This is a genomic window from Mesorhizobium sp. CA14, assembly GCF_020165195.1.
GTDB lineage: Bacteria > Pseudomonadota > Alphaproteobacteria > Rhizobiales > Rhizobiaceae > Mesorhizobium.
Genome location: NZ_JAIUHR010000013.1, coordinates 127,657 through 142,105, shown reverse-complemented (window position 1 = coordinate 142,105; position 14,449 = coordinate 127,657). Strand labels below are relative to the sequence as shown.

At 62.7% G+C, this 14,449-nt stretch carries 13 protein-coding genes; 3 read left to right on the top strand and 10 right to left on the bottom strand.

The features are described 5' to 3' along the window. Positions 1 to 326: 326 nt before the first annotated feature. The 4 genes from LB565_RS16270 to LB565_RS16255 are packed head-to-tail and all read right to left on the bottom strand — an operon-like array spanning position 327 to position 4,144. Positions 327 to 1,307 (bottom strand): hydroxyacid dehydrogenase, encoded by a 981-nt coding sequence (locus LB565_RS16270; RefSeq protein WP_224585674.1) that lies wholly within the window; start codon positions 1,305 to 1,307, stop codon positions 327 to 329. A gap of 4 nt (positions 1,308 to 1,311) precedes the next feature. After that, a complete protein-coding gene (locus tag LB565_RS16265) occupies positions 1,312 to 2,028 on the bottom strand; it encodes a FadR/GntR family transcriptional regulator (protein WP_224518333.1) in 717 nt (238 codons plus the stop codon). 2 nt (positions 2,029 to 2,030) lie between these two features. After that, positions 2,031 to 3,200, bottom strand: coding sequence for a mandelate racemase/muconate lactonizing enzyme family protein (locus LB565_RS16260; protein ID WP_224585673.1), 1,170 nt, complete (start codon positions 3,198 to 3,200; stop codon positions 2,031 to 2,033). 56 nt (positions 3,201 to 3,256) lie between these two features. After that, positions 3,257 to 4,144: a sugar phosphate isomerase/epimerase family protein gene (locus LB565_RS16255; RefSeq protein WP_140644632.1), complete on the bottom strand. Its 888-nt coding sequence runs from the start codon at positions 4,142 to 4,144 to the stop codon at positions 3,257 to 3,259. Between the two features lie 400 nt (positions 4,145 to 4,544). Here LB565_RS16255 and LB565_RS16250 point away from each other — a divergent pair, with 400 nt between their 5' ends. From LB565_RS16250 to LB565_RS16240, 3 genes are all read left to right on the top strand, one after another. Further along, on the top strand, positions 4,545 to 5,600 hold the full coding sequence (locus LB565_RS16250) for a sugar phosphate isomerase/epimerase family protein (protein ID WP_224585672.1): 1,056 nt from the start codon (positions 4,545 to 4,547) through the stop codon (positions 5,598 to 5,600). A gap of 159 nt (positions 5,601 to 5,759) precedes the next feature. After that, the gene (locus LB565_RS16245) at positions 5,760 to 6,947 is read left to right on the top strand and encodes a Gfo/Idh/MocA family protein (RefSeq protein WP_224585671.1); all 1,188 of its coding nucleotides are present in this window, start codon (positions 5,760 to 5,762) and stop codon (positions 6,945 to 6,947) included. A gap of 220 nt (positions 6,948 to 7,167) precedes the next feature. Continuing rightward, complete coding sequence (locus tag LB565_RS16240) at positions 7,168 to 8,052, top strand: sugar phosphate isomerase/epimerase family protein (RefSeq protein WP_224585681.1); 885 nt, start codon at positions 7,168 to 7,170, stop codon at positions 8,050 to 8,052. Here LB565_RS16240 and LB565_RS16235 read toward each other — a convergent pair. The 6 genes from LB565_RS16235 to LB565_RS16210 form a co-directional block, all read right to left on the bottom strand. Then, complete coding sequence (locus LB565_RS16235; protein WP_224585670.1) at positions 8,045 to 9,169, bottom strand: TIR domain-containing protein; 1,125 nt, start codon at positions 9,167 to 9,169, stop codon at positions 8,045 to 8,047. The genes LB565_RS16240 and LB565_RS16235 overlap by 8 nt on opposite strands. A 170-nt stretch (positions 9,170 to 9,339) precedes the next feature. Further along, the gene (gene phnE, locus LB565_RS16230; protein ID WP_224585669.1) at positions 9,340 to 10,704 is read right to left on the bottom strand and encodes a phosphonate ABC transporter, permease protein PhnE; all 1,365 of its coding nucleotides are present in this window, start codon (positions 10,702 to 10,704) and stop codon (positions 9,340 to 9,342) included. Position 10,705: 1 nt separating this feature from the next. Continuing rightward, positions 10,706 to 11,659, bottom strand: coding sequence for a phosphonate ABC transporter, permease protein PhnE (gene phnE, locus LB565_RS16225; protein ID WP_224585668.1), 954 nt, complete (start codon positions 11,657 to 11,659; stop codon positions 10,706 to 10,708). Positions 11,660 to 11,715: 56 nt separating this feature from the next. After that, positions 11,716 to 12,624 carry a phosphonate ABC transporter substrate-binding protein gene (gene phnD / locus LB565_RS16220; RefSeq protein WP_224585667.1) on the bottom strand — a complete coding sequence of 303 codons (909 nt, stop codon included), beginning with the start codon at positions 12,622 to 12,624 and terminating at the stop codon, positions 11,716 to 11,718. Between the two features lie 140 nt (positions 12,625 to 12,764). Then, positions 12,765 to 13,622, bottom strand: a complete 858-nt coding sequence (gene phnC, locus LB565_RS16215; protein WP_224585666.1) for a phosphonate ABC transporter ATP-binding protein — start codon at positions 13,620 to 13,622, stop codon at positions 12,765 to 12,767. A 115-nt stretch (positions 13,623 to 13,737) separates the two neighbouring features. Then, a complete protein-coding gene (locus tag LB565_RS16210; protein ID WP_224585665.1) occupies positions 13,738 to 14,448 on the bottom strand; it encodes a DUF1868 domain-containing protein in 711 nt (236 codons plus the stop codon). Position 14,449 lies beyond the last annotated feature (1 nt).

Sequence of the window (14,449 nt, the reverse complement as noted above, 5' to 3'; positions counted from 1 at the left end):
TGCCTGTTCGAACGCCGAAGAATCGAGGCCATCAACAAGCCACCTCCGGTCAATCCCGGCCGCCGAAGCAACCGAACCTCCCCAAAACCAGTTGGACTTCGCCTATGAATAACTTTCCCCGGACAGCCCTGCCGCAAGGGGGGGAAAGGTGGCGCTGCGAAGCAGCGACGGATTGGGGGAACCACCTGGCAACCAAACCTCGGCCCGATCAGTCACGACAGTCACAGAAGCCAATCTCCCCCTTATGGGAGATGTCCGGCAGGACGGAGGGGGGCGCTGTCCCGCCGGCGTCTCCGGTCCGCACCGTCGCGATGTTCGCCGCGGAACTATTCGCCGACCGGAAAGCGTCGCCGGTAGTGCTCGATGACTTCCGGATTGCGCAGGTTGACCGGCAGTTTGCCGGCCAGCACCAGCAGCGCCTCGCCGGCCGCGCCGACGCCCATGCGCATCATCGATTCCTCGGTGATGCCGGCCATATGCGGGGTGACGATGACATTGTCGAAGCCGAAATAAGGATGGTTGGGCGGCAGCGGCTGCGTGGAAAAGACATCGAGCGCGGCGCCGCCGATACGGCCCGCCCGCAGCGCTTCGATCAGCGCCTCATCGTCCACCACCGGGCCGCGCGAGACATTGATCAGCAGCGCGTTGGGCTTCATGCGGGCGATGCGCTCGCGGCTGATCAGGCCGCGCGTCTCCTGCGTCAGCGGGCAGCAGAGCACGATGATGTCGCTTTGCTCGACCAACGCGTCGATCGACAGGAAGCCGACACGCTCGGGCGCCGGACGCAGGCTGCGCGTGGTCGCCACGACGTTGAGGTCGAAGCCGTGCGCGGCGATGTGGCCGACGGCCTGGCCGACTGCGCCGAGGCCGACGATGCCGATCGTCTTGCCGGCCAGCTCGCTGGTCAAGTTGGCGTGCTCGCGCCCGGCAAGCCAGCCCTTGGCGCGTAGGTCGCGGTCCATCACGCGGAAGCGCCGCAGCAGCGCAAGGGCGGTGAACATCACGTGCTCGGCGACCGAGCGGGCGTTGACGGCGGGCACGTTCGCGACCAGCACGCCGGCGGCGGTCGCCGCCTCGACAGGGATCATGTCCAGCCCGGCGCCGTGGCGGATCGCGGCGCGCAAATTCGCCGCGCCGGCAAACAACTCCGGCGGCAACGGCGCGCGCACGATGACGATGTCGGCATCGCGAGCTTCGGCGGTCAGTGTCTTGGCATCGAGCGCGGAAGCGATCGCAAGCCGCCCGGCGCCGGCCAGCATCGCCGTGGCGCGCGGGTGCAGCGGATGCGTCGACAGGATCTTGCACATCGGCTCAAGCCTTCTCGAGCGCTGCGCTTTTCGGTTCCTTCCCGCGGCCTTCGATGATCCCCTTCCAGTAGCTCTCGGCGCCCTGCAAATGGGCATTCATCAGGGCCTGGGCGAGATTGCCGTCGCGGCGTAGCAGCGCCTCGTAGATCTGGATGTGCTCGGCATGCGAGCGCACGCTGCGTTCGGGGTCGTTGAAATAGATCGGCAGGCGCTGCTCGCCCATCAGGTAATAGACGCTGCAGATGTTGTGGAAGACGCTGTTCTTGGTCGCGCGCACGATCTCGAGGTGGAACTCGCGGTCTTCCTTGGCGAGGCCTTCACCGGCGGCGATGCGCTCTTCGGAAGCCTTCAGGATCTCGCGCAGGCGCTCGAAGTTCTCCTCGGTGGCGCGCGAGCAGGCAAGCTCGGCCGCCTTGATCTCATGGATCTTGCGCAATTCGACGGTTTCGTAGATCTGCACCGGATCGAGCGGCAGGCCGGCGCGGGCAAAAAGCGCCAGCGCTTCCACGCTCGCCTGCTTGGTATCGATATAGATGCCGGACTTGGCGCGCCGCTCGACAATGCGCATGGCTTCGAGAATGGCGAGCGCTTCGCGGATCTGGCCGCGGCTGACGCCGAAATGTTCCGCCAGCTCGCGCTCCGACGGCGTGCGGCCGGACTCCTTGTCCGAGTTGGAAAAGAGATAGGCGGCGAGTTCCGCGAGAAGGTTCTTTTCTTTCATCGTCAGATACGTTGCGCGTGCGCCTCCAGGTATCGCTCGGAGATGGTGAATCCCAAGCCGGGCTTTTCAGGGATCGCTATCATACCGTCCTTCGCTTCGACAGTCTCCTCGACCAGGTCGTGGATCATCGGGTTGGCGCCGAGCGAATATTCGATGATGAAGCTGGCGGGCGAGGCGGCACACACATGCAGCCCGGCAAAGAAGCAGGGCGCGCCCGCCCACAGATGCGGCGCGAAGCGCAGGTTGAAGGCGCTGGCGATGGTGCCGATCTTCATCGCCTCGCTGATGCCGCCGCAGAAGGCAGGATCCGGCTGCAAGATGTCGGCCGACTTCAGCACCGCCAGATCGCGGAAGGCGTAGCGTGTCGCCTCGCTCTCGCCGGTGGCGATCGGCGTCGAGCCCGAGGCACGCACCTCGGCCATGCCCGGCTTGTCATCGGCAACCACCGGTTCCTCGAACCAGGCAAGGTCGAGATCGGCGGTGAGCTTGATGAAGCGCTTGGCCTCGGCGACGGTGTAGGTGCCGTGCGCGTCGACCATCAGATCGACATCCGGCCCGATCGCCTGCTTCGCGGCGCGCACGCGCGCAGCCGACACATGAGGGGCGCCATCCATGGCGCCGATGCGCATCTTCAGCGCCTTGAAGCCGCCTTTGGCGATGTATGATTTCAACTGCTCGCCGATCGCATCGGCCGCGGCCCAGCCGCCCGAGGCATAGGCCTGCATGCGCTCGACCTTGCGGCCGCCGAGCAGCCGCCACACCGGCTGTCCGAGCGACTTGCCGAGGATGTCCCAGAGCGCGATGTCGACCGCACTGATCGCCGCCACGCTCATGCCGCGCCGCGCCAGCTGCGGCATGGCATGGCCGGCATGTGCGGCCGTCTCATGCCGCACGCCGTTATAGAGCATTTCCCAGATGATGCCGATGTCGGCCGGGTCGCGGCCGATGAGCTGCGGGCCGATCTCATGGTTGAGCATATGGACGAGCGCGCCATAGCTGCCGGCGCTGCCGGCGGCGTTCTTGCCCTCGCCCCAACCGACAAGGCCGTCGTCGGTGTCGATGCGCAGAATAGCGGCGTCGAACGTCGTCACCTGACCGAAGTCGCTGCGATGCTGCTTCGCGACTTCGATCGGGATACGAACCCACCAGGCCTGGACGCTTTTGATGCGCATTTTGTCCCTTCGGCCCCTCCGCCCACCGGTGGAAGGGACAGGTTTCAATCGGAGGCCTACTTGATCAGCGGCAGCAGCGTTTCCGCGGTGATGCGCATCTGGTCGGTGTAGAATTTTTCCGTGAGCACGCTGGAGCCGTGGTCCTGGATGAATTTGAGCTGCTCGGGCGAGATGTCGACCGGATTGCGCTCGACCATCTCCGGATAGGGCGCCGCCGGCGTGCGGTCGACGGGCGCAACGAACTCGTTGGTCAGCGCGCCGTCATAGCCGACTTCCTTCAGCGTGCGCACGATCTTCGGCCAGTCGATCTGGCCAAGACCGGCGGCGAAGCGGTTGTTGTCGGCGACATGGAAATCGAACAGGCGCTTTCCGACCTGACGGATCGCGTCATAGACGTTAAATTCCTCCATGTGGATGTGATAGGCGTCGAGGCAGACGCCGCACTCGGGGCTCACCGCATCGGCGAGCGCCAGCGCCTGCGCGCCGCGGTTGAAGAGATAGGTCTCGAAGCGGTTGAGCGGCTCGACGGCGATCCTGACGCCGACCTTCTTGGCGTGGGTGAAGCATTCGCGCGTGGCGTCGACCACCCAGCCCCATTCCTCCGCCTCGGTGCCGTCCGGCACGACCTTGCCGACTGTCGCGGGCACAAGCGTGATGATCTCGCCGTCAAGCTCGCTCACCATGGTGAGCACGTCCTTGACGTATTGGACGGACCGCTCGCGCTGGCCCTGGTCCTTGGCGGCGAGGTTGCGTTCGCCGAGCATCAGCGTCACCGAACCCCAGCAGCGAATGCCGTGCTCCTTCAGGAGCGCGCGCGTCTCCTTGGTCTTGTACTGCTCAGGCTCGCCGGAAATCTCGATCGATTCGTAGCCGAATTTCTTGATGCGCTTGAGCGTCACCTCCAGCGGCTCCGCCCGCATCCAATTGTGCGTCGAAAGATGCATGGTCTATCCTTCCCAGAATTCGCCTGTCACATTTTGCCGCGGCGCCTCCGGCAGAGGTGGCCGCATGATTTCCTCCCCAAGGCGTTGCCAGCATTTTCCTCCAAACTGGTTCGACCAATTGGGCCTGCCATGACCTCTACAGCAAATTTTAATGCGCAGCAAGAAGTGGGCGGCTGAAGCTCTATCGACCAAGCAATAATCTGATTTTATGAGCTTATTTCGCTTGTCTGTTTGGAAGTTCGCCTCGCATTAGCGGTTTTCGGCCGCTTGACCGAATTCCGGGATTTGGTAATACCAGAATGGCGCAACGCATGGACGCCGACAGGATTGACCAAACAGGCTGGCCCTCACTTCAATCGGCGCTATGCTTGGTCGCGAAAACAAACGAGGGAGGATGCCGATGCCCATGACGATGAAGGGTCCCGGCCTGTTTCTGGCGCAGTTCGCGGGCGACGCCGCGCCGTTCAATTCACTGGCTTCGATCACCAAATGGGCGGCAGGGCTGGGCTACAAGGGCGTGCAGATCCCGACCTGGGACGCGCGCCTGTTCGACCTCAAGAAAGCGGCGTCGTCGAAGGCCTATTGCGACGAGGTGAAAGGCATCTGCGCCGACGCCGGCATCGAGATCACCGAATTGTCGACGCATCTGCAGGGCCAACTAGTGGCGGTGCATCCCGCGTATGACGCGCAGATGGATGGCTTCGCGCCGGCCGAGGTGCACAACAACCCGAAGGCGCGGCAGAAATGGGCTGTCGAACAGATGGAGTTCGGCGCCAAGGCATCGCGCAATCTCGGGCTGAAGGCCTCGGTCTCGTTCACCGGCTCGCTGGCTTTCCCTTATCTCTATCCCTTCCCGCAGAGGCCGGCCGGATTGATCGAGGAAGCCTTCGGTGAGCTCGGCAAACGCTGGAAGCCGATCCTCGATGTCTATGAGGACAATGGCGTCGATGTCGGCTACGAGATCCATCCCTCAGAGGACGTGTTCGACGGCGCGACCTTCGAAATGTTCCTCGACGCGGTCGGAGGCCATAAGCGCTGCAACATCAACTACGACCCGTCGCACTTCCTCTTGCAGCAACTCGACTATCTGGAATTCATCGACATCTATCACGAGCGGATCAAGGCGTTCCACGTCAAGGACGCCGAGTTCAACCCGACCGGGCGGCAGGGCGTCTATTCCGGCTACCAGGGCTGGGTGAACCGGGCAGGCCGCTTCCGCTCGCTTGGCGACGGCCAGGTGGATTTCGGCGGCATCTTCTCCAAGCTCACCCAATATAATTACGATTCATGGGCGGTGCTGGAATGGGAGTGCTGCCTGAAGCATCCCGAGGACGGAGCGGCCGAAGGCGCGCCTTTCATCCAGCATCACATCATCCGGGTAACCGAGAAAGCCTTCGATGATTTCGCCGCCGGCACGACTGACAAGAAGCTGCTGCGCGCGATGATGGGGATTTGACGCTTGCCTTCCCTCCCCCTTGAAGGGAGGGTCGATCGGCGCAGCGGATCGGGGAGGGGTCGCCGGGCGTAGAGCTCGGCACCTACCGACCCCACCCGGCCCTGCGGGCCACCCTCCCCTCAGGGAGGGGAAGGGGTATCTCAGACAGGAGGGACAAAAATGGTCGGCGCATCGAAGTCGGAAGCGGGAGGCGGCCCCATCCGCTATGGCATGGTTGGCGGCGGGCAGGGCGCCTTCATCGGCGCGGTGCATCGCATCGCGGCGCGCATGGACAATGATTTCGTGCTGGTGGCCGGCGCGCTATCGTCGGATCCGGCGAAGGCCAAGGCGTCGGCCGCCGAACTCGGGCTCGATCCGGAGCGCGGCTACAGCTCCTATGCCGAGATGGCCAAGGCCGAAGCCAAGCGTCCGGACGGCATCGAGGCGGTGGCGATCGTGACGCCAAACAACGTCCATGTGCCGGCGGCGAAAGCCTTCCTCGAGGCAGGCATCCATGTCATCTGCGACAAGCCGCTGGCGACCTCGCTGGCCGAGGCGAAAAAGCTCGCCGACCTGGTCGAAAAGACCGGCAAGGTGTTCGTGCTGACCCACAACTACACCGCCTATCCGATGATCCGGCAGGCACGCGAGATGGTGGCCAAGGGCATGCTCGGCGATATCCGCATCGTGCAGTCGGAATATCCGCAGGACTGGCTGACCGAGGACCTTGCCGCCACCGGCCAGAAGCAGGCCTCCTGGCGCTCCGACCCCAAGCAGGCCGGCGCCGGCGGCGCGCTCGGCGACATCGGCACGCATGCCTATAACCTGGCTCGCTTCGTCTCGGGACTTGAGCTCGATACGCTGTCAGCCGATCTCGACGCCTTCGTGCCGGGGCGCCAGCTCGACGATAATGTCAACGTGATGCTGCGCTTCAAGCCGGTCGGCAACAAGCATCCGGCCAAGGGCATGATCTGGGCAAGCCAGGTGGCGCCCGGCCACGAGAACGGGCTGAAGCTGCGCATCTACGGCACCAAGGGCGGGCTGGAATGGGTGCAGGCAGACCCGAACTATCTCTGGTACACGCCGTTCGGCCAGCCGAAGCAGCTTTTGACGCGTGCCGGCGCTGGAGCAATGCCCGTGGCGGCGCGCGTCAGCCGCGTGCCGTCTGGTCATCCGGAGGGCTATCTCGAAGGTTTTGCCAACATCTACCAGGAAGCGGCCCGCGCCATCCGGGCGGCGCGCCGGAAAGGCGGCAAGCCGGCTAAGGATGTGGTCTTCCCGACTGTCGCCGACGGCGTCGAAGGCATGGCCTTCATCGAGGCCTGCGTGAAGTCGTCGAAGAAAAACGGGGCCTGGACGAAGCTGTAGGGACAGCTGCGTCGTCCAAGCGAGTCCCCCGGATTGCCAGCCGAATTGCGAAGAGCAATTCGGGGCAATCCGACCTCTCCCCAAGGGGGAGAGGAGACAAGCAACGCCGGCGCCGACCTCTTCTCCCCTCGGGGAGAAGGTGGCCGCGGAGCGGCCGGATGAGGGGGAGTGTGGCCCGCCAACGCAAATGGCTGGCCGCAAGTTGGGGAGGGGGATGTCGATGAAAATCGGCATGTGCATGTTCTTGTGGACCACCAGCGTCTCGAAGAAGCACGAGGCGCTGCTGAAGGACATCAAGGCGACCGGTTTCCACGGCGTCGAGATACCGGTCTTCGCGGGCGCGCCCGACGACTACAAGAAGTTGGGCGAGATGCTCGACCGCATCGGGCTGGAGCGTACCGCGGTCTCGGCCATGGGCGATCCGGCGATGAACCTGATCTCGCCGGATGCGGCGACCCGCAAGGCCGGCATCGACTATATGAAATGGGCGATCGACTGCAGCGCGGCCCTGGGCGCGGATACCCTCAGCGGGCCGCTGCATTCGACACTCGGCGCCTTTTCCGGCAGCGGGCCGACTACCGCCGAAAAGAAGCGCTCGGTCGCCTCGCAACGCGCGATCGGCGACCATGCCGGCAAGAGAGGCGTGACCATTGGGTTGGAAGCGCTCAACCGCTTCGAATGCTATCTCGTCAACACCATGGCCGACCTGTCGGAACATGTCGACGCGATCGACCGGCCGCATATCAAGGCGATGTACGACACGTTTCATGCCAATATCGAGGAGGCCGACCCGATCGGCGCCTATACGAAGCATCGCCGCAATGTCGTCCATATCCATATTTCGGAGAACGACCGCGGCGTGCCGGGGCGCGGCAATATCCCGTGGAAGGAGACTTTTTCCGCCATCCGAAAGAGCGGTTACGACGACTGGCTGACGATCGAATCCTTCGGACGCTCACTGAAGGATTTGGCGGCGGCGACGAAGGTGTGGCGGGATTTCGCGGAGAGCCCGGAGGCGGTTTATCGCGAGGGATATCGGCACATCAGGGAGGGGTGGAAGAAGGCAAACCTCACGCGTCGGGTCCCTGGCGAAGTATCTAGGTGAGCAACCCTTCTCTTTCTACTACTCTACGAATTTCTTCGAAAGAGGCGGAGATCTTACCCTTTGGGAATCTAATCTGGCCAAGTCCTTGAACATTACTGAACTCAGCGCATCCTTCCTCAAGGAGTAAAATTGCCTTTGTGAATCCAAGCCGTCCTTGAAATAATCCTGCCTCATGGACGACGTTCATTCTGGCTTGCATCGCCCCATCCGCCATTTCATCCTCGGCAGTTAGAACCAAGAAAGCAATAGCAGCTGCGTCAAGCATTTCAGCTAAGCGCGCGATATTTGTGATACCTGCCACGGGAACGCGATTAAATTCATCCCAAGGAAGTTTCAGTCGATCGTGCACAAAATCTTTCAACTCCCTCCAGAGAAGAGATCGTCCGTGACCGATAAATACATTTGTTCCCAACCGTGCAACCTCAGCTGTTCGTTTGCTTTTGCGTTCAAGATGTGATGCCAACCTAGCAGCTATTTTTGAGCCCGTGTTGCAGATATCGAAGGAATTGCGTATCGATTTTATCTCCGACGCAATCTGAATGTGAGGCGGAGCTTGGTTGCCTTGCCCAGCTGCGATCATGTCGCGGGTCACAATTTGTCCCTTTGGTGACCAAAACTGCTGGATTTCCGGCGGTGAGAGAGGCTCCAACTTTTCCAAAAGGTGCTTCTGCGCGTCGACGAACCGATCGTCGTCGCCGGTTTCCGTTTCCAATATCGAGAGTATTTCAGACTTGGCGCTGTCAAATGTCGTTGACGCTATTTTGGCAAGTTCATGAAACGGGCTTAAATCGAGGACTCCGGCCATACTGCGGATTCTACCCTTTACGTCCTCCGCATCGAATTGTTGCCACTCTCCTCTTGAGCCTAGAGTGCTACCTGAATGAAATCGTTTGAGGCCCCATTCTTGGCTGAAATTTGCACCCGGCGGCGGAGGTTGCAGATCTTTGTAGTACACTCGCGACTGATAGCCTAGCCACGATCCCGAAAAGGAACGTCCTACCTCACTGGCTGCCTCAGAAAGAAGGTCAAGCGGCTTTGTCACTTCATCGTCATGGCCCGGACTGGCCGCGTCAGCGAGTTTCTTTGAAATATTGAAAAGTTCTTCGAACAAATTCATGTGAGCGTGGCCTCGTCGAATCCGACGAAAGCATAATCAACGTACCCCCTTGACGCTAGGCTAGTGGAGGCAAACTCCTATCACGCCTAGCAATTACTCGAGGCTCAGCGAATGCGGAAAGCGGTGAACGCGCAGGATCGGGCTCAGCAGGATATCGGGAAGCGACTCCCTTAGGATGTTGCATGCAGCCGGTTGTAATCGTGCAGCGTGCGGCTCAGCCTTCGGCGCAGGAAGTTCGAGATGTTGTCGAAGATGAAGACGACGAGCAGCGTCAGCAGAACCATGTAGAAGACGTTGGCCCAGTTGGAATTGGTGCGCATCGCTTCCCAGAGCTTCAGGCCGATGCCGCCGGCGCCGACGGCGCCGATGATGGTGGCGCCGCGGGTGTTGGATTCCCACTGGTAGAGCGTCTGGCTGATGAAGACCGGCACCACTTCCGGCAGCACGCCGTAGCGCTGCACCAGCAAGCCGTTGGCGCCGGTCGAAAGCACGCCCTCGCGCGGCTTGTCGTCGATGTTCTCCAGCGCCTCGGAATAGGTTTTGCCGAGCGTACCGATTTCGGTGAAGAAGATCGCGGCGCTGCCGGCCAGCGGCCCGGGGCCGAAAGCGCGGGTGAAGAACAGCGCCCAGATCAGCATGTCGACCGAGCGCATGAAATCGAAGAAGCGCTTCAGCACCTGGCTGAGCAACCCGCTCGGCGTGATGTTGCGGGCGGCGAAGAAGGCGAGCGGGAAGGCGACGATGCCGCCGAGCAGCGTGCCCAGAAACGCCATGACGATGGTCTGCAGGAGTTTCGTCCACACATCGCTATGCTGCCACTGCGCGTTGTTCCAGATGTTGTCGGCGGCCAAAGCGAGGTTCGAGGTGCCTGGCTTGAGCTCTGGCCCGGAGGCGATGAGCGAGATGACCTCGCCGGCCGATTTGCCGAAGAAGGGCGAGCGGGTGTCGAAGACGAAATTGGCCCAGCCGAGGAAGCGCTTGCGCACCTTGACGCGATCGACGGTGACGCGCACCTCGCCGACAAAGCCCATCTTGGCGACGACCTCGTCGTCGTGGACGGTCACCCAGTCGGGCACCGGACCTGTAACCACCGGCTTGCTGCCGGTGAGCGACACCGGCACCGTCTGGCCGTTGGCGACGATCGTTGCCCTGATCTTGTCGAAGGTGACGGACTTGTCCCGGCCGTCGATCAGGACGGTGAAGGTGCCGTCCGGATTCTTGATCACCCAGTCGGGATCAGGATGCTCGCCGAGCGCCGAGAAGCGCGGATATTTCGGCGTGATCTCGGGCTGGTCGAGCCGGAATTCCGGCTGCAGGTCGTAGCTGATCCATTGCGACAGGAAGAGCGGCAGGCGCTCCCAATGCGATTCGCGCAGCACCTGCGGCAGGCTGAAGAACCACAAGGCATAGGCGAGATAGAGCACGGTGCCGGCGATCAGCAGCAGCGGCCAGAAACGCTTATAGGCCGGCCGCTGGAATATCTGCGGATGGCGGCCTTCGATGGCGCTCAGTTCGGAGGCGGTCATGGCGGCCATTTCAAGCGCTCATCAGGAAGGCCTGCTCACCGACGAGCTTGCGGCGCAGCCAGGCGGAGAACTGGTCGACCAGGAAGATGGTGACGAAGAGCAAGAGCACCAGCGCCAGCGTCTTGGCGCCGAAGCCGCGTGAAATGGAAAGCTTCAGCTCCTCGCCGATGCCGCCGCCGCCGACCGCGCCCATGATGGTCGAGATGCGCACGTTGATCTCGATCCTGAGCAGCGTGTAGGACATGAAATTGGGCAACACCTGCGGCAGGTCGGCAAAGCGCACGCGCTCGAACCAGTTGGCGCCGACAGCACGCAGGCCCTCTTCCGCGCGCATGTCGATGTTCTCGTTGATCTCGTAGAACAGCTTGCCCAGCGCGCCGATCGAATGCAGGCCGATGGCGATGATGGCGGCGACCGGGCCGATCGAGACGATGGCTGCGAACAGGCCGGCAATGACGATTTCGGGGAAGGCGCGCAGCAATTCCATGAAGCGCTTGACGATGAGCCGCAGGACCGGGCTCGGCGTCAGGTTGCGCGCGGCGATGAAGGAGAAGGGAACGGCGAAGACGAAGCCGATGAAGGTCGAGACCAGCGCCACGTTCACCGTGGTCAGCATCAGCTCGAAATATTCGGGGATGTAGAAGCCGCCCCAGACATAGACGCGGCCGAGCGGGAAGTTGAACTCCTGCGTGCCCTTGTCGTTGGGCGAGGCGATGTCGAACAGGGCGCGCCAGACATCGTTCCAGTCCTTCGGGACCAGCCAGCTCAGAAAATCGAGGATGTGCGGCAGCCGGTCGAAGAAATGCCCGGCATTGGCCTCGTCGGCGAACCACATGGTCGCGCACATGGCGACAAGCAGCAGGGCGACGCCCAGCGCGGTGTAGAAGCGGCGCAGCGAGGTCTGGCGCCGCCAGGCATCGGCCTGCCGGCGGGTGGCGTCGGAATGGAGTGTCGCTGATGTCATGATCGGGACATGCAAAAAGGGCGGCGTTTCGGGCGCCGCCCTTTTTCCTGATGCGTTTAACCGCCTATAGCAGCTTTGCGGGCTTCGACGATGACGCTGTAGAAGTCAGGCTTCACCGGGACGTAGCCGGTGAAATCGCCACCCTCGACGCCTTCGAAGCAGGCCTTGTCCTTGGCCGGTAGCGCGGTGAAGAAAGCGGTGAGCTTGGCGGTCATGTCGTCGCCGAGCGCGGTGCGCACGACCAGCGGGCCGTTCGGGATCAGGCCTGAGCGCCACACTTCGACGAAGTCGTTCGGGTCGACGGCGCCCTTGGCGACTTCCTTGTGGAAGGTGCCGGAGGTGTAGCCGTTCTTGAAGTCGCCGATGCCGGAGGAATCATCCACCGCCACGTCGACCTTGCCGTCGCGTACGGCCAGCACGTTGTTCTCGTGGCCGCCGTTGAACTGGGTCGACGCGAAGTAGGTCTCGTTCGAAGCGCCGGTGTCCTTCGGAATCTGGGTCAGCGGGATCAGGTAGCCCGAGGTCGAGTCCGGATCGGCATAGCCGAGCTTCTTGCCCTTGGCCGACTTGATGTCGGTGATCCCCGAGGTCTTCAGCGCAAGGCCGATCGAGTAGTAGCCGGTCGAACCGTCGGTCTGCTTGGTGGTGAGGATCGGCGTGACCGCCTTCGGATCCTTGAGATAGACGCTGGCATAGCCGGAAGCGCCGAGCTCGGCGAAGTCGAGCGTGCCGCCGAGCAGGCCCTGGATGACGCCGTCATAGTCGGCGGCCGGGAACAGCGACACCTTTTCGAAGCCGAATTCCGACTTCAGGTGATCGGCGAGGCACTGGTAGTTGCGCAGACGGTCGGTCTCGTTCTCGCCGCCGAGGATGCCGACGCGGAATTCCTTGATGTCAGCGGCGTGCGCGGTGCTTGCCGCCATGGCGAGCAGCGAAACCGCCCCAAAAACCATCTTCCTGAACATTTCGATCTCTCTCCTGTTGTTCCGGCTGCGCGCCGGCGGCGTTCTGATTTTTCAAGTCTTGCCTTTGACGCTGGCGGGCGATCCGGGTTGCTCGGCTGACATCCACGATTTGCCCGGACCCGCTGGGTCGGGCGGCGGAGTCAGTAGCCAGGAAAGGCTGGTTCGAGCGGTCCGGCGGATGCGATGACCTTCGGCTTGATGGTCACGCTGGTCGACGTGATGGCCTCCGAGATCTCGGCGCCGCTGGCATCGGCGCCGTAGACGGTGCGCACGGCATCGCGGTCGAGGTCTTCCGGAGCGCCGTCGAAGACGACCTTGCCGGCCGCCATGCCGATGATGCGGGTGCAATAGGCGCGCGCGGTATCCAGCGTGTGCAGGTTGGTGACGACGGTGATGCCTTCGCGCAGATTGATGTCGCGCAGCGAATCCATCACCACCTTGGCGTTGAGCGGGTCGAGCGAGGCGATCGGCTCGTCGGCCAGAAGCACTTTCGGCTGCTGCATCATGGCGCGGGCGATGGCCACGCGCTGCTGCTGGCCGCCGGACAGCGTGCCGGCCGGCTGCAGCGCGGTTCGGGCAATGTCAAGGCGCTCGAGCGCGGCCACGGCCTCGGCGCACTCGGTGCGCGTGAACATGCCGAGCAGATTGGAAATCGTCGAACGATGATTGAGGCGGCCGAGCAGCACGTTGGTCAGCACGTCGAGGCGTGGCACGAGGTTGAATTGCTGGAAGATCATGGCGCAGTCGCGCTGCCAGCGCCGCAGCGGCGAGCCCTGCAGGCTGGAGACCTCGGCGCCGTCAAAAAAAATCGACCCTTGGCTCGGATCGATGAGACGATTGATCATGCGCAGCAATGTCGACTTGCCGGCGCCGGAGCGGCCGATGATGCCAACCATCTGGCCGCGCGGGATCGAGATGTTGATGTCGCTGACGGCGGTGTTCTTGCCAAATCGTCGGGTTACGCCGCGGATCTCAAGCGTGGCCGATGATGCTGACATACCAAAACTCCAGTCCGTCGCGCTCTTGCAGGTCTGTTAACCTTCGCTAGCGCAGGCCGATGAAGCTGGGGTGTCGGATTGATGTCAGTTTTGTTACGTCCCACAGGCTTGGAGTTCAACCAAGCACCAGCAATTCCTCGAAATGTTTCATGTCCTTGAAGCTGCAGAAGGCCGGAGGCTTGAGCTCGATCACAGGAGCCTCGCGTTCGAGGAACGACAGGCAGTCGTCGAACAGATCCTGCCAGGCCGCGGCTCGCTCGTCGGCGAGACGGCGGATCTGATAGGCGAAGGTGATGTGGAAGACATAAGCGTCGTGGTCCGGATGGCGGTAGCCGAACGGCACCGACAGGGCGTCGCGCCATGCCTTGAGGGCAGCACGGTCCTGTTCCGTCGCACCGGCGACGGTCAGGCCGTTTGGCGTGACGCCGATGGTCTTGATACGAAACGGAGGGCAGGCCTCAAAACCCTCCAGACGCTGCAGATGGAGGCGGGTCATGGCGTCGATGCCGGTGTCGAGCGGCACGTCCGAAGGCCAGTAGGGGAGGCGGCGGCGATATTCGATGATGCCCTGGAAGAGCGTCATGTGCAGGCTGGAGATCGGCGTGAAGGCGAGGCGATCGGCGTCCGGCATCGCCAGCATGCGCTCGCGCACCTCGATGATCGCCGCTTCGGAAGCCGAGCCCTTGACCAGATGGCTGACGACCGTGTTGCCGGGTTCGAGGAGGAAGTTGCCCGACGCGTCATAACGGGTGCCGAGATGTGTGGGCGGCGCCGGGTTGGTGCCTTCGAAAAATCCGGCAAGCGAGGGTCTGACTGTGGCGAGCATC